At 60.3% G+C, this 21194-nt stretch carries 17 protein-coding genes; 10 read left to right on the forward strand and 7 right to left on the reverse strand.

The features are described from left to right. Positions 1 to 8: 8 nt before the first annotated feature. Positions 9 to 2132: a UvrD-helicase domain-containing protein gene (locus IV098_RS03630; protein ID WP_296886448.1), complete on the forward strand. Its 2124-nt coding sequence runs from the start codon at positions 9 to 11 to the stop codon at positions 2130 to 2132. On the opposite strand, the gene IV098_RS03635 is transcribed toward IV098_RS03630, so the two are convergent. From IV098_RS03635 to IV098_RS03645, 3 genes are all read right to left on the reverse strand, one after another. Beyond that, the gene (locus IV098_RS03635; RefSeq protein ID WP_296886449.1) at positions 2108 to 2896 is read right to left on the reverse strand and encodes a BPSS1780 family membrane protein; all 789 of its coding nucleotides are present in this window, start codon (positions 2894 to 2896) and stop codon (positions 2108 to 2110) included. The two genes, IV098_RS03630 and IV098_RS03635, sit on opposite strands and share 25 nt — an antisense overlap. Before the next feature lie 16 nt (positions 2897 to 2912). Next, complete coding sequence (locus tag IV098_RS03640; RefSeq protein WP_296886450.1) at positions 2913 to 3233, reverse strand: DUF2782 domain-containing protein; 321 nt, start codon at positions 3231 to 3233, stop codon at positions 2913 to 2915. Between the two features lie 68 nt (positions 3234 to 3301). Further along, positions 3302 to 4030 carry a TIGR00730 family Rossman fold protein gene (locus tag IV098_RS03645; protein ID WP_296886451.1) on the reverse strand — a complete coding sequence of 243 codons (729 nt, stop codon included), beginning with the start codon at positions 4028 to 4030 and terminating at the stop codon, positions 3302 to 3304. A 58-nt stretch (positions 4031 to 4088) separates the two neighbouring features. Between IV098_RS03645 and polA the strand changes: the two genes are divergently transcribed. The 4 genes from polA to IV098_RS03665 all read left to right on the forward strand — a co-directional run bounded on the left by polA (position 4089) and on the right by IV098_RS03665 (position 11492). Continuing rightward, positions 4089 to 6800, forward strand: coding sequence for a DNA polymerase I (polA, locus tag IV098_RS03650; protein WP_296886452.1), 2712 nt, complete (start codon positions 4089 to 4091; stop codon positions 6798 to 6800). A 55-nt stretch (positions 6801 to 6855) separates the two neighbouring features. Next, positions 6856 to 9636 (forward strand): XrtA/PEP-CTERM system TPR-repeat protein PrsT, encoded by a 2781-nt coding sequence (gene prsT / locus IV098_RS03655; protein WP_296886453.1) that lies wholly within the window; start codon positions 6856 to 6858, stop codon positions 9634 to 9636. A gap of 62 nt (positions 9637 to 9698) precedes the next feature. Further along, on the forward strand, positions 9699 to 10583 hold the full coding sequence (locus IV098_RS03660) for an alpha/beta hydrolase (protein ID WP_296886454.1): 885 nt from the start codon (positions 9699 to 9701) through the stop codon (positions 10581 to 10583). A 33-nt stretch (positions 10584 to 10616) separates the two neighbouring features. Further along, positions 10617 to 11492: a ThiF family adenylyltransferase gene (locus IV098_RS03665; RefSeq protein ID WP_296886455.1), complete on the forward strand. Its 876-nt coding sequence runs from the start codon at positions 10617 to 10619 to the stop codon at positions 11490 to 11492. 90 nt (positions 11493 to 11582) lie between these two features. On the opposite strand, the gene IV098_RS03670 is transcribed toward IV098_RS03665, so the two are convergent. Beyond that, the gene (locus IV098_RS03670) at positions 11583 to 12440 is read right to left on the reverse strand and encodes a PEP-CTERM sorting domain-containing protein (RefSeq protein WP_296886456.1); all 858 of its coding nucleotides are present in this window, start codon (positions 12438 to 12440) and stop codon (positions 11583 to 11585) included. A gap of 457 nt (positions 12441 to 12897) precedes the next feature. On the opposite strand from IV098_RS03670, the gene IV098_RS03675 reads away from it, so the two are divergent. Continuing rightward, positions 12898 to 13779: a class I SAM-dependent methyltransferase gene (locus IV098_RS03675; protein WP_296886457.1), complete on the forward strand. Its 882-nt coding sequence runs from the start codon at positions 12898 to 12900 to the stop codon at positions 13777 to 13779. A gap of 51 nt (positions 13780 to 13830) precedes the next feature. On the opposite strand, the gene IV098_RS03680 is transcribed toward IV098_RS03675, so the two are convergent. From IV098_RS03680 to yihA, 3 genes are all read right to left on the reverse strand, one after another. Next, entirely contained in the window at positions 13831 to 14625 is a 795-nt protein-coding gene (locus IV098_RS03680) for a hypothetical protein (RefSeq protein ID WP_296886458.1), read from the reverse strand. A 108-nt stretch (positions 14626 to 14733) separates the two neighbouring features. Next, positions 14734 to 15738: a porphobilinogen synthase gene (hemB, locus tag IV098_RS03685; RefSeq protein WP_296886459.1), complete on the reverse strand. Its 1005-nt coding sequence runs from the start codon at positions 15736 to 15738 to the stop codon at positions 14734 to 14736. Positions 15739 to 15870: 132 nt separating this feature from the next. Next, complete coding sequence (gene yihA / locus IV098_RS03690; RefSeq protein WP_296886460.1) at positions 15871 to 16554, reverse strand: ribosome biogenesis GTP-binding protein YihA/YsxC; 684 nt, start codon at positions 16552 to 16554, stop codon at positions 15871 to 15873. A gap of 73 nt (positions 16555 to 16627) precedes the next feature. On the opposite strand from yihA, the gene IV098_RS03695 reads away from it, so the two are divergent. From IV098_RS03695 to IV098_RS03710, 4 genes are all read left to right on the forward strand, one after another. After that, complete coding sequence (locus IV098_RS03695; RefSeq protein WP_296886461.1) at positions 16628 to 17254, forward strand: c-type cytochrome; 627 nt, start codon at positions 16628 to 16630, stop codon at positions 17252 to 17254. 130 nt (positions 17255 to 17384) lie between these two features. Next, the gene (locus IV098_RS03700; RefSeq protein ID WP_296886462.1) at positions 17385 to 19397 is read left to right on the forward strand and encodes a cytochrome c biogenesis protein ResB; all 2013 of its coding nucleotides are present in this window, start codon (positions 17385 to 17387) and stop codon (positions 19395 to 19397) included. 33 nt (positions 19398 to 19430) lie between these two features. After that, the gene (ccsB, locus tag IV098_RS03705) at positions 19431 to 20570 is read left to right on the forward strand and encodes a c-type cytochrome biogenesis protein CcsB (protein WP_296886463.1); all 1140 of its coding nucleotides are present in this window, start codon (positions 19431 to 19433) and stop codon (positions 20568 to 20570) included. A gap of 45 nt (positions 20571 to 20615) precedes the next feature. After that, complete coding sequence (locus tag IV098_RS03710) at positions 20616 to 21143, forward strand: TlpA disulfide reductase family protein (protein ID WP_296886464.1); 528 nt, start codon at positions 20616 to 20618, stop codon at positions 21141 to 21143. Positions 21144 to 21194: the final 51 nt, after the last annotated feature.

Consider the following 21194-nt stretch of genomic DNA (forward strand, 5'->3'; position numbering starts at 1 on the left):
ACCCCCGTATGTTTGCCGACTTGCTGGAAAATCTGAACCCCGAACAGCGTGCGGCGGTGACGCTGCCGCATGAATCCGCGCTGATTCTGGCGGGCGCGGGCTCGGGCAAGACGCGTGTGCTGACCACCCGCATGGTGTGGCTGATCCAGAGCGGGCAGGTGTCGCCGCACGGCATCCTCGCGGTGACCTTCACCAACAAGGCGGCGAAGGAAATGATGACGCGCATTGCGGCGATGCTGCCGATCAATACGCGCGGCATGTGGGTGGGCACCTTTCACGGTCTCGCCAACCGGCTGCTGCGCACGCATTACCGCGAGGCGGGATTGCCGCAGTCGTTCCAGATTCTGGACAGCCAGGATCAGCTGTCGGCGATCAAGCGCCTGATGAAGTCGATGAACATCGACACCGAAAAGTATGAGCCAAAGAAAGTGCAGCGCTTCATCGGCGCCAACAAGGAGGCCGGACTGCGGGCGCGCGACGTCGAGGCGTTCGACGCCTACTCGACCCGGCTGGTGGAGATTTTCGAGGCCTACGACGCGCAATGCCAGCGCGAGGGCGTCGCCGATTTCACCGAGCTGCTGCTGCGCTCGTATGAGCTGCTGTATCGCAACGAGCCCTTGCGCGAACACTACCGCGACCGTTTCAAGCACATCCTGGTCGATGAGTTCCAGGACACCAATACGCTGCAATACCGCTGGCTCAAGCTGTTTGCCGGGCCCGGCACCGCGTTGTTCGCAGTGGGCGACGACGACCAGTCGATCTATGCGTTTCGCGGTGCCAATACCGCCAACATGGCCGAGTTCGAGCGCGAGTTCGCGCACGGCAACGTGATCAAGCTGGAGCAGAACTACCGCAGCCACGGCCACATTCTCACCGCCGCCAACACGCTCATTTCGCAGAACGCGCACCGTCTCGGCAAGAACCTGTGGACGGCCGAGGGCGAGGGCGAGCCGATTCGCGTCTACGACGCCTATTCGGATCAGGACGAAGCCAGCTTCGTGGTCGACGAGGTGAGGGCGCTCAACCGCGAAGGCATCAATCTGTCGGACATGGCGCTGCTGTACCGCTCCAACGCGCAGTCGCGGGTGCTGGAGCACGCGCTGTTTTCCGCCAGCGTGCCGTATCGCGTGTACGGCGGGCTGCGCTTTTTCGAGCGTCTGGAAATCAAGCACGCGCTGGCCTACCTGCGCCTGCTGACCAATCCGGAGGACGACGGCGCTTTTATCCGCGTGGTGAACTTCCCCGCGCGCGGGATCGGTGCGCGCACGCTGGAATTGCTGGCGGCCAGCGCGGCGCAGTCCGGCGCCAGCCTGTGGCAGGCGGCCTGTACCGCCAGCGGCAAGGTCGCCGGATTCGCCAAGTTGATCGAGGCGATCAAACAGGCCACCCGCGAACTGCCGCTGGCCGAGGTGATCGACCACGTGATCGAAGCCAGCGGGCTGGCGGACTATTACCGCGCCGACAAGGACGGCACCGACCGCCTGGAGAACCTCAATGAACTGGTCAATGCTGCGGCGCTGTTTGCTCAGGAGGCCGAAGAAAACACGCTGGATGCCTTCCTCGCCCATGCTGCGCTGGAAGCGGGCGAACATCAGGCGGGCGCCGGGCACGATGCCCTGCAGCTAATGACGGTGCACGCCGCCAAGGGGCTGGAATTTCACGCGGTGTTCATCACCGGGCTGGAAGAAAGCCTGTTTCCGCACGAGCAGAGTGCGAACGAGGAAAACGGCCTGGAAGAAGAGCGGCGGTTGATGTATGTGGCGATCACCCGCGCGCGACGGCGTTTGTATCTGTCGCACGCGCAGTCGCGCATGCTGCACGGCCAAGTCCGCTACGGCCTGCCATCGCGCTTTCTCGACGAATTGCCGGAGCAGGTGCTGAGCCCGCTCAACCGCCGCAACAGCGCGCCCCCGCCGCAAGGATTTGGCGCTACGCCGCCTGCCCGTCCGGCTGCGTCGCAAGGCAATGACACCGGTTACCGCATCGGGCAGAGCGTCGCCCACGCCAAGTTCGGCAGCGGCATCATCATCGATTTTGAAGGGCGCGGCGCCGACGCGCGGGTGCAGGTGATATTCCGCGACGCCGGTACCAAGTGGCTGGCGCTGGCTTACGCCAATTTGTCGGCTGCTTGATCGGCCTCGTCCGCCCACACCGCAAAAATCGCCTGGTAAGAGGCGTACAGCGAGCCGAACAGGACCGGCATCGCCACCAGCAGGCCGAGCAGCATCGGCACCAGCGCGGCAAAGAACAGCATCACCCCCAGTACCAGTCCGTTGACCAGCAGCGCCGCCCAGTTCTTGAGTACGGCCTTGAGGCTGACGCCGAGCGCGGTGCCGAGGCGCGCGCCGCCGAACAGGATCAGTGCCGGCGCATACCAGGTGGCCATGATGAGCGGGGTGAACAGCAGCAAGCCGGTGAGCACGGCGGGCAGCGACTGATTCATCAAGGCTTGCAGTTCGGCCGGGTTGGCCTTTTCGTTTTGCGCGGCCGCCATGATGACTTCGGGATCGAAACCCATGCTGTGCATGACCTGACCGATGGCGAGAGTGCCGAGCAGCTGCACGGCACCCATGGCCATCAGGGGAACTGCCGGCCCTGCCAGCAGGGGGCGTTTGACGCCGGCCAGGAAGTGCGGCAGTTCGAGGTCTTCGCCGTTGTCCAGCGCGCGGAAGGCCGCCATGAAACCCGCCACCATCAGCGGCGAGGCCAGCTCGGAGAGGGTGCCGCCGATACCGGGAATCAGGTTGAGCGCCATCACCAGCCCGAACAGCATGCCGAACGCGGCAGACAGCAGGAGCGGGTTTTTGCGGTACAGACGAAAGCCTTCGACAGCCCAGCGCCAGCCCTGGCTGGCCGCGACGGTACGCGGAATGTCTTGATTGGATGCGGAGGTCATCAGCTAAGCAGAAAAATCAGAAATCCTTGATCACCCATTGCGGCGGCTGCAGGCCGGGCAGGGTTTCCATGCGGTTGAAGCGGCCATTGCCGCTGGGGTCGACCAGGTAATAGGGCTTGCCGATTTTGGGGGTGACTTTGAGCATGTAGACTTGGCCGCCGGAACGGAATTCCTCGACGGCCCCCTCGTTGGTCGACTTGATGGTCACGGTGGGTGTGTCGTCGGCGCCGGGCGGGCCATCCGGAACCGGCGTGAGTTCGGGGGGCTGGTCGGACGGCGCGGCGGCCAGGGCTGCGCCGCTCAACAACAGGGTCAATAACAGGACGGGATAGCGCATGGCGGTCTCCGAAAAACAGGGTTGGTTGGTGTGGATACGGCCGCGCTGCAGGCGGCCATGCATCCGGTCTACAGATTGAGCTGGATTTCGCGTTCGGCCAGCGATGGCATGAAACCGCGTTTTTCGTAGTGGCTGAAGATGGCGTCGACCACCTGATCGGGTTCGTCGATGACCTGCATCAGGTCGAGATCCTCGGCTGCGATCATGCCCTCGTCCACCAGGGTGGTCTTGAACCAGTCGAGTAGTCCGCGCCAGAACTGCGAGCCGACCAGCACGATCGGAATGCGCGGAATCTTGCCGGTCTGCACCAGCGTCAGCGCCTCGCTCAGCTCGTCGAGCGTGCCGAAGCCGCCGGGCATCACGACATAGGCCGCGGCGAATTTGACGAACATGACCTTGCGCGCGAAAAAATGCTGGAAGGTCTGGCTGATGTCCTGATAGGGGTTGCCGGCCTGTTCGTGCGGCAGCTGAATGTTGAGGCCGACGCTGGGCGACTTGCCGAAATAGGCGCCCTTGTTGGCGGCTTCCATGATGCCGGGGCCGCCGCCGGAGATGACCGAGAAGCCGGCATCCGACAGCTTGCGTGCAATCTCCTCGGTGAGCATGTAATAGGCATGGTCGGGCGGCGTGCGCGCGCTGCCGAAGATCGAGACCGCCGGGCGAATCGAAGCCAGGCGTTCAGTTGCCTCGACGAACTCTGCCATAATTCCCAGCATGCGCCACGACTCGCGCGCCGAGTAGTCGATCTCGGCGGTGCGACCCGGATCGGCGGTAATCGGTAATTTATCCCCATGCATGTTTCGAGCGCCTCGTGATTGGTCTTAGTGTGAATCAAGTCCGTATGAATGCCCCCGTATGAGCGAGCCCCAAAAAACCCTGCTGCTGGTGGACGGTTCGTCCTATCTGTATCGCGCGTTCCATGCGCTGCCCGATCTACGCAACGCGGCGGGCGAGCCGACCAATGCGATCAAGGGCGTGCTGTCGATGTTGCGCAAGCTGCAGAAAGACTATGCGGCGGATTATATCGCCTGCGTGTTCGACGCGAAGGGCAAAACCTTTCGCGACGATCTCTACCCCGACTATAAAGCGCACCGCCCGCCGATGCCGGACGACCTGCGTTGCCAGATCGAGCCGCTGCACGAGCTGATCCGCGCCGAGGGCTGGCCGCTGGTGGTGATCGACGGCGTTGAAGCCGACGACGTGATCGGCACGCTGGTGGTGGAGGCCGCGCGCCACAACGTTCGCAGCATTGTGTCCACCGGCGACAAGGACATGGCGCAGCTGGTCAATGACCATGTGACGCTGGTCAACACCATGAGCGAGGAAACGCTCGACATCCCCGGCGTCAACGCCAAATTCGGCGTGCCGCCGGAGCGCATCATCGATTACCTCACGCTGATCGGTGACAGCGTCGACAACGTGCCCGGCGTGGCCAAGGTGGGGCCGAAAACTGCGGTGAAGTGGCTCGCCGAATTCGGCACGTTGGACAACCTGGTGGCGCATGCCGACGAAGTAAAGGGCGTGGTGGGCGAGAACCTGCGCGCAGCAGCCGACTGGCTGCCGCAGGCACGCGTGCTGATCACCATCAAGACCGACGTGGCGCTGCCGTTCACGCTCGATGCGCTGACCCTGCAGGCGCGCGACCTGGCCGCGCAGCGTAGTTTGTTCGAGCGTTTCGGCTTCCGTTCCTGGCTGCGCGAGCTGGATGCGGCGACGACGGATTTGCCGGCCATTCCCGAGCAGGACTGCAGCGGCGATCACCGCGCACACTACGCAACCCTCCTGACCAACGCCCAGCTGGACGACTGGATCGCGCGCCTCACTGTCGCACCGGCGTATGCGCTCGACACCGAAACCACCGGGCTCGATCCGATGCAGGCCGAGCTGGTCGGCATGTCCTTCGCCATCACCCCTGGCGAGGCCGCCTATCTGCCGCTGGCGCATTGTTACGCCGGGGCGCCGGCACAGCTGGATCGCGCCGCCACGCTGGCCAAATTAAAGCTGCTGCTGGAAAACCCTGCGCCCAAAATCATCGGCCAGAACCTCAAGTTCGATCGCCACATCTTTGCCAATGCCGGTATCGCGCTGGGCGGGGCCGTCGACGACACGCTGCTGCAGTCCTACGTGATCGAGGCGCACCAGTCGCACGAACTGGGCAATCTGGCGCTGCGCCATCTGGGGCTGGCGACCATCAGCTACGATGACGTCACCGGCAAGGGGGCTGCGCGCATCGGCTTCGAGCAGGTGGCGATCGAGCGCGCCAGTGAATACGCAGCCGAAGACGCCGACGTGACCCTGCGCGTGCGCGACGCGCTGGCGCCGCAGATCGCCGCCTCCGACAAGCTCGATTACGTCTATCGCCAGATCGAACTGCCGGTGGCGGGCATTCTGTTCCGCATGGAGCGCACTGGCGTGTTGCTGGACAAGCAATTGCTCGCGGTGCAAAGCGGCGAACTCGGCAGGAAGATGCTGGAACTCGAACAGCGCGCCTATCAGGAGGCCGGACAACCCTTCAACATGAGCTCGCCCAAGCAGATCGGCGACATCCTGTTTACTCAAAAGGGCCTGCCGGTCATCAAGAAAACACCGGGCGGCGCGCCGTCCACCGACGAAGACACACTGGAACAACTGGCGCTCGACCACCCCATCGCGCGCGCGATCCTCGACTACCGCGGCATGGCCAAGCTGAAGTCGACCTATACCGACAAGCTGCCGCAGATGATCCATCCGGTCACCGGGCGCGTCCACACCAGCTATTCGCAGGCCACCGCCGTCACCGGGCGCCTGTCCAGTTCCGAGCCGAATCTGCAGAACATTCCCGCGCGTACCGCCGAGGGTCGCCGTATCCGCGAAGCCTTCATCGCTCCGCCCGGGCATCAGCTGGTGTCGGCCGATTACTCGCAGATTGAACTGCGCATCATGGCCCACCTGTCGGACGACGCCGGTTTGCTGACCGCGTTTGCCGAAGATCGCGACATCCACACCGCTACTGCCGCCGAAGTGTTCGGCGTGCCGCTGCTTGATGTGAACAGCGAACAGCGGCGCATGGCCAAGGTCATCAACTTCGGCCTGATCTACGGCATGTCGGCCTTCGGTCTGGCGTCGCAGCTCAATCTGGAACGCTCGGCCGCGCAGGCCTATATCGATCGCTATTTCGCGCGCTATCCGGGGGTGGCCGACTACATGCAGCGTACCCGCGAAGCCGCGCGCCGCCAGGGCTATGTCGAAACCGTGTTCGGCCGCCGGCTCTATCTGCCGGAGATCAACGCCAAAAATCCGCAACGCCGCCAGGGTGCCGAGCGCGCCGCGATCAATGCGCCGATGCAGGGTACCGCCGCCGACCTTATCAAGTTGGCGATGATTGCCGTGCAGGGCTGGCTCGACCGCGAGAAACTGGCCAGCCGCCTGCTGCTGCAAGTGCACGACGAACTGATCCTCGAAGTGCCCGAGCACGAACTCGACCGCGTGCGCACCGAATTGCCGGCGTACATGTGCAATGTCGCCGCGCTCAAGGTGCCGTTGCGGGTGGGCGTGGGGGCGGGACATAATTGGGAAGCTGCACACTAATGATGATGATTGAAGGCGCTGTTGGCGCAGCGCCTTCTCAATGGAGCCGAGATAAATGACCAAACACCCCGTTGCCCTGGCGATTGCACTTGCCCTGTCTGTCGCCGTCGCGCTTCCTGGCTGCGACAGCACGGCCAACCTGACCGAGCAGGAACACATCCAGCGCGCCAAGGACTTCGAGGACAAGGGCAATCTCAAGGCCAGCATCGTCGAGCTGAAAAATGCGATCCAGAAAAACCCGGACAGCCCGCAGGCGCGTTTGCTGCTGGGGCAGGTTTATCTGAAAGCAGGCATGGGGGCCGAAGCGGAAAAGGAACTCAGCCAGGCCGAAAAGCTGGGGGTGAACCCGGAGTCGATCAAACCCCAGCTTGGCGAAGCCTTGTTACTGATGGGCGAATACAAGCGGCTGCTCGACACGATCCAGCCCGGCGAGCAAACCTCGAAAACCAATCTGGCGCGCATTCTGCAACTGCGCGCCGACGCAATGCTCAGACAGGGCGGCATGCTGAAGGAGGCCTGCAACCTGTTCCAGCAATCCCTCGATACCGCCACGGGCAATCCGCCGACTTACTGGGGCCTGGCGCAATGCGCGATTGCCGTGCGGGACATGCCCAAAGCCCGGAAATGGCTTGATGATGCGCTCAAGATCAAGGAGCGCCAGGCGCAGACATGGGGTTATATCGGCGACTGGGAGCAGCTCAGCAAGAATCAGCCCGCGGCCCTGGTTGCCTACGGCAAGGCGCTGGAAATCGAACCCAACAATCTCAAGGCGCTGCAGGACCGCGCCACGCTGAGCATTGCGATGGGGAAACTGGAACAGGCCCGGCTGGACATCGAGAAGACCCACAAGCTTGCACCGAAAGCGCTTGGTAGCATTTATCTGCAAGCCCTGTACGACTTCCAGCAGAAAAAATTCCCCGAAACGCGCGATGGCCTGCAGGAAGTGCTCAAGATTTCGCCCGATCACATGCCGAGCGTGCTGCTCGCCGGGACGACTGCCTACGCGATGGAGGCTTATCAGCAGTCGGAAAGCTATCTGCAGCGTTTTTTGGCGCGCTATCCTGCGCATGCGTTTGCGCGCAGGATCATGGCCGCCACCCAGATCAAACTGAATCAGCCCGACAAGGCGCTGGAAACCCTGGCGCCGCTGATCACGCTTGACTCGCAGGATGCGCAGGCCCTGGCGATGGCCAGTGATGCCTATCGCATCAAGGGAGAGAACATGAATGCGGCGGCCCTGCTCGAACGCGCCGCGCTGATCGACCCGACTAATGCCGCCATTCAAACCCAGCTCGGGATCACCCATCTGACGACGGGCGACAGCCTGCAGGCGATTACCAAGCTGGAATCGGCCGCAGCACTGGATGCCCATCAATACAAGGCAGAAAGCCTGCTGGTTCAGACTTACCTGGGCCGCCGCGAGTTCGACAAGGCGCTGAGCGCAATCGATGCGCTCGAGAAGAAGTTGCCGGACAGCGCGATCACGCACAATCTGCGCGGCAATGCCTATCTGGGGAAACGAGATCCAACCAATGCCCGCAAGAGCTTCGAGCAAGCGGTCAAGGTTGATCCGCGCTTTTTCCCGGCGGTGGCCAGTCTGGCTCAACTCGATCTCGCAGACAAAAAGCCCGATGCCGCCCGCAAGCGCTTCGAGCACGTGCTTGAGAGCGACAAGAACAACCTGCAGGCCATGATGGCGCTGGCCGCGTTGGCTGGCCTGGAAAAGCGGGATCAGGACTATGTCGGCTGGCTGGAAAAGGCTCAAAAAGCCCACACTCAGGCCATTCCGCCGCGCACGGCACTGGTCGCCCATTACCTCGCCAAGCGCGCCTTTCCCGACGCGCTCAAGGTGGCGAGCGAGGCCGTCAATCTCAACCCGGAGAGCACCGCAGCGCTGGTCTTGCTGGGCAACACCCAGATGGCCGTGGGCGAGCGGGCCAAGGCCGTGCAGACGTTCTCCAAGCTGGCACAAAAATCGGAGCACGCGCCGGATGCCTTCCTGCAGCTTGCCATGGCCCAGATTGCCAACAAGCAATATAAGGAGGCCCGCATCAGCCTGCAGAAGTCGCTCAAGCTCAAGGCCGATTACCTGCCCAGCCAGGAGGCCTTGATTCGGCTGGAAATGACCGAGAACAAGCCCGAGGCCGCCCTGCAGGTGGCCCGCAGCATGCAGGTGCAACAACCGAAGTCACCGCTGGGATTCGACCGCGAAGGCGATCTCCAGCTTGCGCTCAACCACGTGCCCGAGGCCGTTGCGGCGTATCGGCTGGCACTTGAAAAAGGCGCGGGCGGAGCCGGCCTCGTCAAGCTGTTCCGCGCCCAGGTCATCGTGCAGCCGAAGGTTGCCGAGCAGGGGCTGCAGGACTGGATACGAAAATACCCGAGAGATGCGGCGGTGCGTGCGTTTGCCGCCGAGTTTTACATGCGCAATGGGCGCAACCAGGAGGCCATCGCCGAGTACGAAGCGGTCAATCGGCTGGTGCCTAACAAGGTCCTTTTGCTGAACAACCTTGCCAATCTGTATGCGCGTGAAAAGGACCCGCGCGCGCTGGCAACGGCTGAGCAGGCGATCAAACTGGCACCCGACAACCCGGGCGTACAGGACACGCTGGGCTGGATTCTGGTGGGGCAGGGTCAGGCGTCGAAGGGGCTCGTCTGGTTGAACAAGGCGTTGGCCAAAGCGCCGAAAAATCCGGCAGTACGCTACCACCATGCGGCCGCCCTGGCGCTCACCGGCAACCCGGCGCAGGCGCGCAAGGAAATCCAGGCCTTGCTGGCAGACAAACCGCAGTTTTCCGAACTGGCCGATGCACAAGCCCTGCTCAAGCGACTTTAAAGCGGCAGCCGGGGCATTGAAGCGCGGTCAGACCGGTTTCGCACGCAGAAACGAGGCATGAAATGGCTGAGTCTGCCCGCGCAAGCACGCCGTCATGGGACTCGCAGCCGCTCGACACCTGGACGGCCCGATACGCGCCAGGCCAGCTGATTTGCCTCAATGGCAAACAAACCCATTACGTGGTGAAAGGTACGGGCAAGCCGGTCATTCTGCTGCACGGCTTTTTCTTCGACGGCACGCTGTGGTGTCGCAATCTTGATGCACTTGCCCAGTCATTTAAAGTCTATGTGCTCGATTTGTGGGGCTTTGGCTATAGCGAACGCATTACCGAGCCTAGCTATGAACGTTATGTAGAGCAGCTCGCAGCTTTCATGCAGGCGCTCGACATCGAGAAGGCCAGCCTGATTGGGCAGTCCCTGGGAGGCGGTGTGGCGATGCAGTTCAGCGTGCAATTTCCGGGCAAGGTCGACCAGCTGGTGCTGGTGGATAGCGCGGGTTTGCCCAATCCGGAGCCATTTTCTGCACGCCTGTTTAAAATCAGGGGCGTGGGCGAATGTTTGATGGCCATTCCGGGCAATGCGATACGCAGCCGAATGCTCAGGGACTTTTTTCTGTACCGGGCAGAAGCTGTTCCCCCGGACCTGTTCAGACGCCTGACCTGGTTCCAGCGGATCGCGGGAACATCGGCGGCCGCTCTGGCCTTGATGCGGCTTGGTTTTGCCGACAAGCTGGAAGCCGTCGTACAACGCCTGGCTGCGCTCGATCTGCCTGTCCTGGTGGTCTGGGGTGCGCAGGATCGCGCGATTCCCCTGGCATTGGGGCGGCGCATTCACCAGATGCTGCCGCGTTCAGCACTTGCGGTCATTTCGGATGCGGGACATGTCCCCAACCTGGAGCAGCCCGATGCCTTCAATTCGCAGATCGTCCCCTTTTTGCGCGGACAGTGATTCATCCGCGTCCCCACTTAACCGGACCCGAACATGACAGCATTCGATTACAAGCAGGCCTTTTCGAGAAACATCGGCTGGGTGACCGCTGACGAACAGGAAAAGCTGCGGCACAAAAAAGTGGCCATCGCCGGCATGGGGGGGGTGGGCGGCAGTCACCTGATCGTGCTGGCGCGCCTGGGCATAGGCAAGTTCCACATCGCCGATCTGGACGTGTTCGAGCAGGCCAACTTCAATCGCCAGTTTGGCGCGTCCATGTCGACCCTCAATGCACCCAAGGCCGCGACGATGGCAGCCGCAGTCAAGGACATCAATCCGGAAGCCGATGTGACAAGCTTCGATCACGGTGTCACACTGGAAAATCTCGATGCTTTCCTGGACGGCGTGGATATCTATGTCGATAGCCTGGATATTTTCGCCCTGGATATCCGGCGGGCGGTGTTTGCCCGTTGTTATGCCAAAGGCATTCCGACCATTACCGCGGCGCCCATGGGTATGGGGACGGCCTTCCTGATCTTCATGCCAGGCAAGATGAGTTTCGAAGAGTATTTCTGTCTGGACGGCTATGCATTCGAGGATCAGATCATCAAGTTCGTGATCGGCGTTTCGCCTTCGGTCCAGCAGCGCCATTATTTGGTTGACCGCAGTTCGGTCAATTTTCTGAAAAAGAAAGTACCGTCAACCGCCATGGGGATCGAATTGGCTGCAGGCGCCGCCTGCACCAATGTGTTGAAGATATTGCTGGGGCGCGGCGAAATCATCTGCGCACCCCGTAGCCTGCATTTCGATGCCTACCGTAACCGTTTGCTGAAATGCTGGCGGCCGTTCGGCAACCGCCATCCTATGCAGCGATTGATGTTCTGGTACGTCAAACGCTTGCTGGCGCGCGAGGCTGCCGGCAAGCGCTGACACGCCCCAAGCGGGCTAGCTGACCAGCAGGTAAAAAAAACGGCACCCGAAGGTGCCGTTTTGATTTTTCCACCACGAGGGTGGGAAGGTTTAAGCCTTCTTGTTGCGGCGAGCCATGCCACCCATCAGGATCAGCGAGCCGCCCAGCAGAGCCAGGGTGCCCGGTTCCGGCACCGAGAAGGTTGCGCTGCCATCGTGGTTCGAAGTCAGCTTGAAGGTGTCGGTAACAGGATCGTATGTGAAATCGCTCACGAAGATGTTGGTGTCGAAGCTGGCGAAGAACTGGATGTCGGTACCGGTACCGCAGTTCGTCCAGATGTCGAAGAAGCTGTCCGAACCCAGGCAGCTTTCGGTGCCCGAGTGGATCAGGTCGTTATAACCTGCATCAACGCTGGTGAAATCGGCTTTGCCCAGCAGGATGGTGCTGACGCCGGTTGCGCCGCCGCCGGTGATGGCAACGTCCATGAAGTTGTTAAACGTCACACCGTCAAAGGTCACGAACAGTTCCATCAGGCCGGGGCCGTAGGAGAAGGTCGGAACACCACCGCCCGTCACGCCGTTGACAATACCACCCAAGCCGCTCACCGAGAAGCTGATCAGGTAGTTGGAGGCACCATAACCATTGTTGCTGTTGGTGCCAAAAGCCTCGTTGGGGTTGAAGCCGTTGACTTGGTTGTTGCCCAAGCCGGCTATATTAAAGCCGCCGACCGCCAAGCCGCCGTCCGTGCTCAGCAGATCGCCAGCACCGATGGCGTTGTCGTTAACCGTATCGGAAATGGTGGTGGTGGATTGATAGGTGAAGGTGAATTCATCTTTCATCGAGGTACAGGTCGGGCACACCTGGCCGCCTGCGGGGCCGTAGCTGGTGCCGATGTCCAGGTAGAACGGGTCGGCGGATGCGCTGCCAGCTGCCAGCAGGATTGACATCGTCAAAAGTGATTTTTTCATTTCAAGACTCCTCTAAATAAAACCGGATTAAGGATATAAACGTTGTACCCACCAACTAAAGCAACATCCGTTCCACTACTTTTAACACTATGTAATGAAAAGGATTTTCGAATTTCGCGCTGCAAATGGCTTCGGTAATGAGTGAAAACTGTAAAATTTACCGACACTGCCCAACTCGAAGTTCTTAGCGTGTTGATGGAGTGGCTTAACTTGGGTGCTCTCAATCAAACCAACGCTATTGCCGAGCAATAAAGCACGTGGCGTGCCAGCGTGTTGAGTGCATTGAAAATAAAGGTGAATTCATGTTTGAATAGTGGGATTGGCGAGATGTTTGAGATTTTTTGTAAAATTTTCCGACAGGCTGCTTGTGCTAAAAAACAGGTGGTAGCGTTCTGTCAAGATTGGTTTGGAATGGGCGTTAAGCCTTTACGATGCACTACACATTATTGAGGTCAGCATGAATCTCCCCCGCATCTCATTACTGCCCACCTTCCTGCGGGAATTGTTGAGCGACCAGACTTTGCCGCGCGAGCCCGAGCCGGATGCCATCATGGAAGATGTTGATCAGGTGGCGGCATTTTCAGAAACAGGGCGTGCTGAAAGCACCTTGGCAGCATCCTATTTGTTTCACACCGCGCGAGCTTCGCAGGCCCTCCAGGGGTGTAAGAGGGTGGTCGATCTTGGGTGCGGCCCGGCAACCCAGTTGATTCAAATTGCAACGATCAATCCCGAGATCGAGTTTGTTGGCGTTGACATGTCGCAGGAGATGCTCAGGCATGCCCGCACCCACGCGGATGAAGCCGGTGTGCGCAATGTCAGCTTCATGACCGGTGACATTACGAAGCTGGATGCGTTTGAGCCGCAATCGGTGGATGGGGTCATCAGCACGGTTTCCTTGCATCACTTGCCGACGGCGGGGCATCTCGAAGGGTGTTTCCGCGAAATCCAGCGCATATTGAAGCCGGGGGGTGCGCTGTATCTGGCTGATTTCGGGCGCCTCAAGTCATTGAAATCAGTGATTTTCTTCGCTTATATGAATCGCGATCGCGACCCTCATCAACTGCTGCTTGATTACGAGCGCTCGTTGCGGGCCGCGTTTCTGCTTTCGGATTTCCAGAGGCTGGCGAAAGGGTTTCTGGGCGGGGCGGTCAATGTGTTCAGCACGTTCAAGGTGCCGTTGCTGATTGTGCTCAAAACCCCAGACAAGGATTTGCCCGCCGAGAAGATCGCGATCCTGAACCGTATGCGCGATGGCCTGAATCCCCGTTTCAAGTACGACCTGGACGACATGCGGACGTTTTTCAAGCTTGGCGGGCTCAAGAACGACGTTTTCCATTAGCCGTGCCCCGCTGGCGGGAATAACGGCCTGATTTTCAGTCTTGGCGGCCTGTTACCCGCCGTGCGTCACGCGATTGGTGATCCCGATCTCGTCCGTTTTGCTGAAGAAATAAGGGTAAAGTGAACGCTCGCCTTGGGCGCTCTCGGTCTTTCCGCCCAGCAATTCGATTTGCCGGTCAACGTAATCGAGTTCCAGTCGCAGCAGGACGGCCGGGGCATTCACACGGCTGCAGAGCCTTTCCGGCCCGAACTCGGTGAATCCCAGCATGCGTTTGTAGAATGCGGCATGGCGGGGATTCACCTCAATGACGACATCGGTGTAGCCCTGCATGACCCGACCATAAATATAGGCGATGTGGAATAGCGAGGCCAGGATGTGCTTGGAGCCGTGGGTTTGGTCAACGGCCAGCTTGGTCAATTCGCAGACTTTGCGGCCGGCCTGACGCAGGTTGTCGATTTCCTGTTTGTATAACTCCTCGACCAAGAGTCCGTGAGGCGTATCCAGTCCCAAGGTGAGTGTCCCGATCACCTTGTCGTTCTGTGATGCCATCAGGGTGATGCGCTCGGGCGACTTGTTGAAATCATTGGTTTTATAGCCGCGTCCGGCATATTTACGCTGCACCAGCATGCTGGCTGAGCTAACCCGCTCGGTGGAATGTGCCAAACGAATCTTAAATGCCTGCTCTTCAATTTTTTCGCCCGATTGATGTGCAGCGCTCAGTGGTTCTGGCAGAACCAGATCCTTGAGTTGGTAGGGCGAGATGGCGACAATGGTTTTGTCCCATTCCTCTGCAGCTTTGCTGCGCTGCGTAAAGCCGGTGAAGCCTTTGGGGATGTTGACGGACATAAGTTAGCCGAAAAAAGAAGAAAACATAGGAGCACCCGTCATATTTGATTATCGCTGACCGCCCTCGCGCTGCATGCAGACCGGTCGGGGGCAGGCCCCCGTTTTACACTACGTGTTGATCCAGCGCGCCACATCGCGCGCAAAGTAGGTCAGCACACCATCTGCGCCTGCACGCTTGAACGCCAGCAAGGCCTCAAGCACGCAAGCACGCTCATCCAGCCACCCATTTTGCGCGGCTGCTTTCAACATAGCGTATTCGCCGCTCACCTGATAGGCATATGTCGGCGCGCCATAGGTTTCCTTTACACGGCGGATGATGTCGAGATAGGGCATGCCTGGCTTGATCATTACCATGTCGGCCCCTTCCTGCAAATCGAGGCCGACCTCCCACAGCGCCTCGTTGCTGTTGGCAGGGTCCATCTGGTAGGTGGATTTATTGCCTTTTCCGAGATTGGCGGCCGAGCCGACGGCATCACGGAACGGCCCATAAAAGCTGGAAGCGTACTTGGCGGCATACGCCAGGATACGGGTATGGATCTGGCCGGCATCTTCGAGCGCGGCACGAATGGCGACGACGCGACCATCCATCATGTCCGAGGGGGCGACGATATCCGCGCCGGCCCGGGCATGGACAACGGCCTGCTGGGCCAGGACGACGACGGTTTCATCGTTCATCACGTAACCGTTTGCGTCGATCAGGCCGTCCTGACCGTGGCTGGTATAGGGGTCCAGCGCCACGTCGGTGATGATGCCAAGTTCGGGAAAGCGGCTTTTCAGGGCGGCGACGGTACGCGGGACCAGTCCTTCCGGATTGAGTGCTTCTTCGGCGCCCGGGGATTTCAGGCCGGCGTCAATGACCGGAAACAAGGCCAGTGCCGGGATACCCAGTTGCACACATTCCTCGGCAACGGGCAGCAACAAGTCGAGGCTCAAGCGCTCGACGCCCGGCATCGAAGCCACGGCTTCGCGCTTGTTCTGGCCGTCCAGCACAAATACCGGATATATAAGGTCATTGGCCGTCAGCGTGTGTTCGCGCATCAGGCGACGGGAAAAGTCATCACGCCGCATGCGGCGCATACGGGCGGCGGGAAATGCGCCAAATGGCAGGGTCACACACGTCTCCAAAAAAATGCGGGTTGATGTCGGAACTATTTCCGGGCAAGTCTGCTCATTATCAATAGACGGTGTTTCACCGTCCCCCGCTTCTCCTCCCTGAGCGGGGTGCCTTAACGCATTAAGGCATCTTTAGCCCCGATCCTTCGTGTGGTCGGGGCTTTCTTTTTGCATACCGGACGCGTTTTGCACTTCCGCCGGCCCAGGTTCGCCCTGTTGGGCTTGGCTAAACCAGTTCTCGAGCAATGTCGTCGCATCTTCGGCCCCCAGGCGGGACAGGCTGGAAAACAGCTGTACCGAAACATGGGGAAGGGCCGACAGTTCCTGTTTGACGCGGCGCAAAGTTAACGCACGCTCGCCGTTGGATAGTTTGTCGGCCTTGGACAGCAGGATGTGCACCGGTTTGCCGGTTGGGGTGAACCAGTCAAGCATTTGCCGGTCCAGCGGGGTGAGTGGGTGGCGCGCATCCATGATCAGCACCATGCCGGCCAGTGCGTCGCGTTCCTGCAGGTAGCGCGACAACAATCCTTCCCACTTTGCCTTGACTGCGGGCGGAACTTTCGCATATCCGTAACCCGGCAGGTCGACCAGATAGGTGTCGGCGTCGACCGCGAAAAAGTTGATCAGCTGGGTCCGGCCGGGCGTTTTTGAGGTGTAGGCGAGCCGGTTAATCCGCGTTAACAGATTGATTGCACTTGACTTTCCGGCATTTGAGCGTCCGGCAAACGCAATTTCGGCGCGACTGTAAGGCAGATCACGCAACTGGGCGACCGAGGTGTGGAAGTGGGCACGATTAAGCACAGGCTTGGCAGTCATATTAGTTGCCGCTAAACTACCCGCTTCACCAAATTTTGCAATCCCCTGGTTTTGCAAGCTTCAGGAGCTTTAGATGAAATTCTTCGCCTCTCTGGTTGCCGTTTTGGCCACCACTTCTGCTTTTGCCAACGCACCTGCTGCCACTCCGGCAAGCAAAGGCGACCCCAAGGCGGCAGAATCCATCGTCAATCAGGTGTGCGCGGGCTGCCACTCGGTGGATGGCAACAGCGTTGCGGCTGAAAACCCCAAGCTGGCGGGTCTGAATGCCGAATACATCAACAAGCAGCTGACCGAGTTCAAGTCGGGCGCGCGCAAAAACGCCATCATGTCGGGCATGGTTGCCAGCCTGACGCCACAGGACATGCTGAACCTGTCTGCTTATTTCAGCTCCCAGCAACCCAAACCCGGCACCTCGAAGGACCAGGCACTGGCCTTGCAGGGGCAAAAGATTTTCCGCGGCGGTGTGATGGGCGCCGGCGTGCCGGCTTGCGCTTCGTGCCACGGCCCGCAGGGCAAAGGCATTCCCGCGCAGTTCCCGCGTCTGGCTGGCCAGCATAGCAATTACATTTACACGCAGTTGAATGCATTCCGCGTTGACGCACGTGCGAACGATGCGGCCAAGATGATGCGCAATATCGCAGTCAAGATGAGCGATGCGGACATGAAGGCGGTTGCGGCTTATATTCAGGGTCTGCGTTGAACTGATTGCCTTGGCTTGTGTCCATTCAAGCCTGAGCCTGTTCAAAGGGTGACGCAAGTCACCCTTTTTATTTTTGCCCTTTGGGTATTGTGCTTGTAGGGTTTTATGCCCTTTGGGTCATGTTGAGCAAATGAATACCGTTCCCCATTCCTTTGGCAAGTCGCTGTTCGAGCTGATGAGCTCGATGCGCTTTGCCATCAGCCTGCTGTCGATCCTCGCGGTTGCGTCGATCATCGGTACGGTGCTGAAACAGGCCGAGCCCTACGGCAACTATCTCATCCAGCTCGGTCCGTTCTGGTTCGAGGTGTTCGAGAAACTGGGGCTGTACGATGTTTATCATGCCGCCTGGTTCCTGCTCATCCTGACGTTTCTGGTCGCTTCGACCAGCGTGTGCATTTTCCGTAATGCGCCGAACTTTGTGCGCGAGATGAAAAGCTTTCGCGAACACGTGAGCGAGCAATCGCTGAATGCTTTCAAGCACAAGCACGAGGCCGTCACGCAACTCGCGCCGACTGCGCTGGCCGCCAGTGCGCAGCGTTACCTTGAAGGGCAAGGCTACAAGGTCAAGAACCTGACGCGCGAGGAGGGGGTGCTGCTTGCCGCCAAGGCGGGCAGCTGGAACCGTCTCGGCTATTTGCTGGCGCATTCGGCGATCGTGCTGATCTGTGTCGGCGGGCTGCTCGACGGCAACATGGTGTTCAAGGTGCAGCAGTTGCTTGGATACAAGAAGATCGAGACGCGCGACATTCCGCAAAGCCAGGTGCCGGCGATTTCGCGCCTGGGGCCCTCCAACCCGTCGTTTCGCGGCAGTGTGCAGATTCCCGAGGGCTCCAGCGCCGATGTGGTTTTCCTCAACGTCGCCGACGGCTATCTGGTGCAGGATCTGCCGTTCACCGTGGGGCTGAAGCAGTTCCGCATCGAGCACTACACCACCGGCCAGCCGAAAAGCTTCGAAAGCGATATCGAACTGTTCGACAAGTCCGGCCAGAAGATCAAGGAAGCCACCATCGCCGTCAACCATCCGCTGGTATACGACGGTGTCGCGATTTACCAGGCCAGTTTCGCCGATGGCGGCACCCGCATGAGCCTGCGCGGCTGGAACCTGTTTGCGCCGACAGCTTCGTCTTTTCCGGTCGAAGGCGTTGTCCAGCAAAGCACCGCGCTCTCCAGTGGCGCGGGGGAATACACCCTCGAGTTCACCGACTTCCGTCCGTTCAACATCGAGAACATGGGCGGCGACATTGCACCGGCGGGCGACGCCATGGGCGTGCTCGGCAGCAGCCCGGTCAGCGACAACAAGCATCTGCGCAATGTCGGCCCCAGCGTCCAGTTCAAGCTGCGCGATGCGCGCGGGCAGGCACGCGAGTTCAGCAACTACATGTTGCCGCTGGAGTTGAATGGCCGCTGGTACATGATGACCGGCGTGCGCGAGTCGCCCAACGAGGCCTTCCGCTATATGCGCATGCCGCTCGACGCCGAAGGCAATATCGAGAGCTTCATGCGTTTGCGCGGCGCCTTGCTGAACGCCGAATTGCGCCCGCAGATCGCTGCCCGTTTCGCCCGCCAGGCGCTGCCGCAAAATGCCTGGGGCACCGAGATCGAGGACAAGCTTAAATTCAGCGCGACCCAGATGCTGGCCTTGTTCGCCGAGGGTGGCTTCCAGTCGCTGGGGCGTTTCATCGAAGAAAAGGTGCCTGCGGCCGAGCGCGACAAGGCGGCCGGCACGTACCTGCGTATTATCGAGCTGGCGGCATTCGAGGCGCTGCAGATCGCCAACAGCCAGGCCGGGCTGCCCCCGCCGCCGGCCGATGAGGCCACCGGCTGGCTGGTGCGCGATTCACTCAACAGCATCAGCGACATGTTTGTTTACGGCGCGCCGATCTATCTGCAACTCATGCAATACGATGAAGTCAAAGCCAGCGGCCTGCAGCTCACTCGCTCGCCCGGCCAGAACGTGGTCTATTTCGGTTCGCTGTTGCTGACGCTCGGCGTGTTTTTCATGCTCTATGTGCGCGAGCGCCGGGTGTGGCTGCGCGTCAAGCCGGGCAGCGCGCTGCTGGCCATGTCGTCGGCCAAGCACAGCATTGATTTCGAGAAGGAGTTTGCGCAACATGCGCAAGCGCTCGATACCCTGGTCAAATAAACCGCTGTTTGTGAAGTAAGCCGGAGAAACATCATGGAACTCGCCCTCAACCAACCTGCCCCGTTGTTCAAGCGCCTGTCGTGGTTCGACTGGCTGTTCGCCGCCATCGTGGCCGCGGGCGCCCTGTTCGCCCTGTCGCGCTTTGGCGACTACATGGATATCTACGAAAAAGCCATCCTGCTGGCTGCGATCCCCTCACTGGCGGTGTTCGGCTGGTTCTGGAAACCGTTCCGTCCGCTGTTCATCGGGGTGGGGCTCATCAGCCTGTTTGCGATCAGCCAGTATCAGGGCGATCTTACCCGCATGGAGCAGGCGTTTTTCCTCAAATACCTGATTTCAAGCCAGGCCGCGATCATGTGGATGTGCGCGCTGTTCGGGCTGGCGACGCTGGCGTACTGGGCGGGGTTGCTGACGCGTTCGGAATTCACGATGAAGACGGGCAGCACCCTGAGCTGGGCTGCCATCACGCTGGGTTTTGTCGGCCTGATGGTGCGCTGGTACGAGTCCTACCTGATCGGCGTCGATGTCGGCCACATCCCGGTATCCAACCTGTACGAAGTGTTCGTGCTGTTTTGCCTGATCACCGCGATGATGTACCTGTACTACGAAGCGCGTTACCAGACCCGCCAGCTCGGCGCGCTGGTGTTGCTGGTGATTTCGGCGGCAGTTGGCTTCATCCTCTGGTACACCTTCGACCGCCAGGCGCATGAAATCCAGCCGCTGGTCCCCGCGCTCAAATCCTGGTGGATGAAATTGCATGTGCCCGCCAACTTCATCGGCTACGGTTCGTTCTCGCTGTCGGCCATGCTGGGTGTCGGCTATTTGCTGTCGTCGCGCGGCATCCTGTCCAGCCGTCTGCCCAGTCTCGAAGTCATCGACGACATGATGTACAAGGCGATTGCCATCGGCTTCGCGTTCTTCACCATCGCGACGATCCTCGGCGCGATGTGGGCGGCTGAAGCCTGGGGCGGTTACTGGAGCTGGGACCCGAAGGAAACCTGGGCGCTGATCGTGTGGCTGAACTATGCGGCCTGGCTGCATATCCGTCTGGTCAAGGGGCTGCGCGGCCCGATGCTGGCATGGTGGGCGGTGATCGGTTTGTTCGTCACGACCTTTGCATTCCTGGGCGTGAACATGTTCCTGTCGGGTCTGCATTCTTACGGGGAGCTGTGAGCGGGGAGGGCGGATCGGCCGTCAATTGCCGGTCTGGATCAGGGCGTGAATAAATCCCTGCTCTATGCCATTCCCCTCGCCGTCCTCGCGCTGGTTGCGGGGATATGGCTGGCGCAAACCCGTTACGCGCCGCAAGCGCCGGCGCTTCCTGTCGCGGTGCTGTGGCAGCTCACTTACCCGGATACGCAGGGCCGGCCCCAGGCCCTGTCGCAATGGCGCGGTCGGGTGCTGGTGCTGAATTTCTGGGCCAGCTGGTGTGCGCCGTGCCGAGAGGAAATACCCGACTTTGTTGCCTTGCGTACGCAATACACGGCCAAGGGCGTCGAATTCGTCGGCATTGCCGTTGATAATCAGGCCAACGTTGCGCAGTTCATGCAGCGCCAGGCAGTCAACTACCCGATCCTGATCGGTGAAGGGGCGGCCAACAACCTGGCGCGGCAATTGGGTAACCCGAGCGGTGCATTGCCCTACACGATTGTGCTCGATCGCGAAGGCAACATCGTGCTCAAACACCTCGGGCGGCTGCCCCGTGCGAGGCTGGAAGCAGTTTTGGCCAAAATGGGGGCGGCCTGAATCCGCAACATAGATGCGATCTGGCGTCAATATCTGGACAATTCACCCCTA

This window comes from Thiobacillus sp., from assembly GCF_018780105.1.
Lineage (GTDB): Bacteria > Pseudomonadota > Gammaproteobacteria > Burkholderiales > Thiobacillaceae > Thiobacillus.

Coding starts and splice junctions, on each gene's coding strand:
- IV098_RS03640 (WP_296886450.1), bottom strand. CDS start 3,233: ATGCGCTATCCCGTCCTGTTATTGACCCTGTTGTTGAGCGGCGCAGCC.
- IV098_RS03680 (WP_296886458.1), bottom strand. CDS start 14,625: ATGTCCGTCAACATCCCCAAAGGCTTCACCGGCTTTACGCAGCGCAGC.
- IV098_RS03645 (WP_296886451.1), bottom strand. CDS start 4,030: ATGCATGGGGATAAATTACCGATTACCGCCGATCCGGGTCGCACCGCC.
- IV098_RS03630 (WP_296886448.1), top strand. CDS start 9: ATGTTTGCCGACTTGCTGGAAAATCTGAACCCCGAACAGCGTGCGGCG.
- IV098_RS03695 (WP_296886461.1), top strand. CDS start 16,628: ATGAAATTCTTCGCCTCTCTGGTTGCCGTTTTGGCCACCACTTCTGCT.
- IV098_RS03665 (WP_296886455.1), top strand. CDS start 10,617: ATGACAGCATTCGATTACAAGCAGGCCTTTTCGAGAAACATCGGCTGG.
- yihA (WP_296886460.1), bottom strand. CDS start 16,554: ATGACTGCCAAGCCTGTGCTTAATCGTGCCCACTTCCACACCTCGGTC.
- IV098_RS03675 (WP_296886457.1), top strand. CDS start 12,898: ATGAATCTCCCCCGCATCTCATTACTGCCCACCTTCCTGCGGGAATTG.
- IV098_RS03700 (WP_296886462.1), top strand. CDS start 17,385: ATGAATACCGTTCCCCATTCCTTTGGCAAGTCGCTGTTCGAGCTGATG.
- IV098_RS03660 (WP_296886454.1), top strand. CDS start 9,699: ATGGCTGAGTCTGCCCGCGCAAGCACGCCGTCATGGGACTCGCAGCCG.
- polA (WP_296886452.1), top strand. CDS start 4,089: ATGAGCGAGCCCCAAAAAACCCTGCTGCTGGTGGACGGTTCGTCCTAT.
- IV098_RS03635 (WP_296886449.1), bottom strand. CDS start 2,896: ATGACCTCCGCATCCAATCAAGACATTCCGCGTACCGTCGCGGCCAGC.
- IV098_RS03670 (WP_296886456.1), bottom strand. CDS start 12,440: ATGAAAAAATCACTTTTGACGATGTCAATCCTGCTGGCAGCTGGCAGC.
- prsT (WP_296886453.1), top strand. CDS start 6,856: ATGACCAAACACCCCGTTGCCCTGGCGATTGCACTTGCCCTGTCTGTC.
- ccsB (WP_296886463.1), top strand. CDS start 19,431: ATGGAACTCGCCCTCAACCAACCTGCCCCGTTGTTCAAGCGCCTGTCG.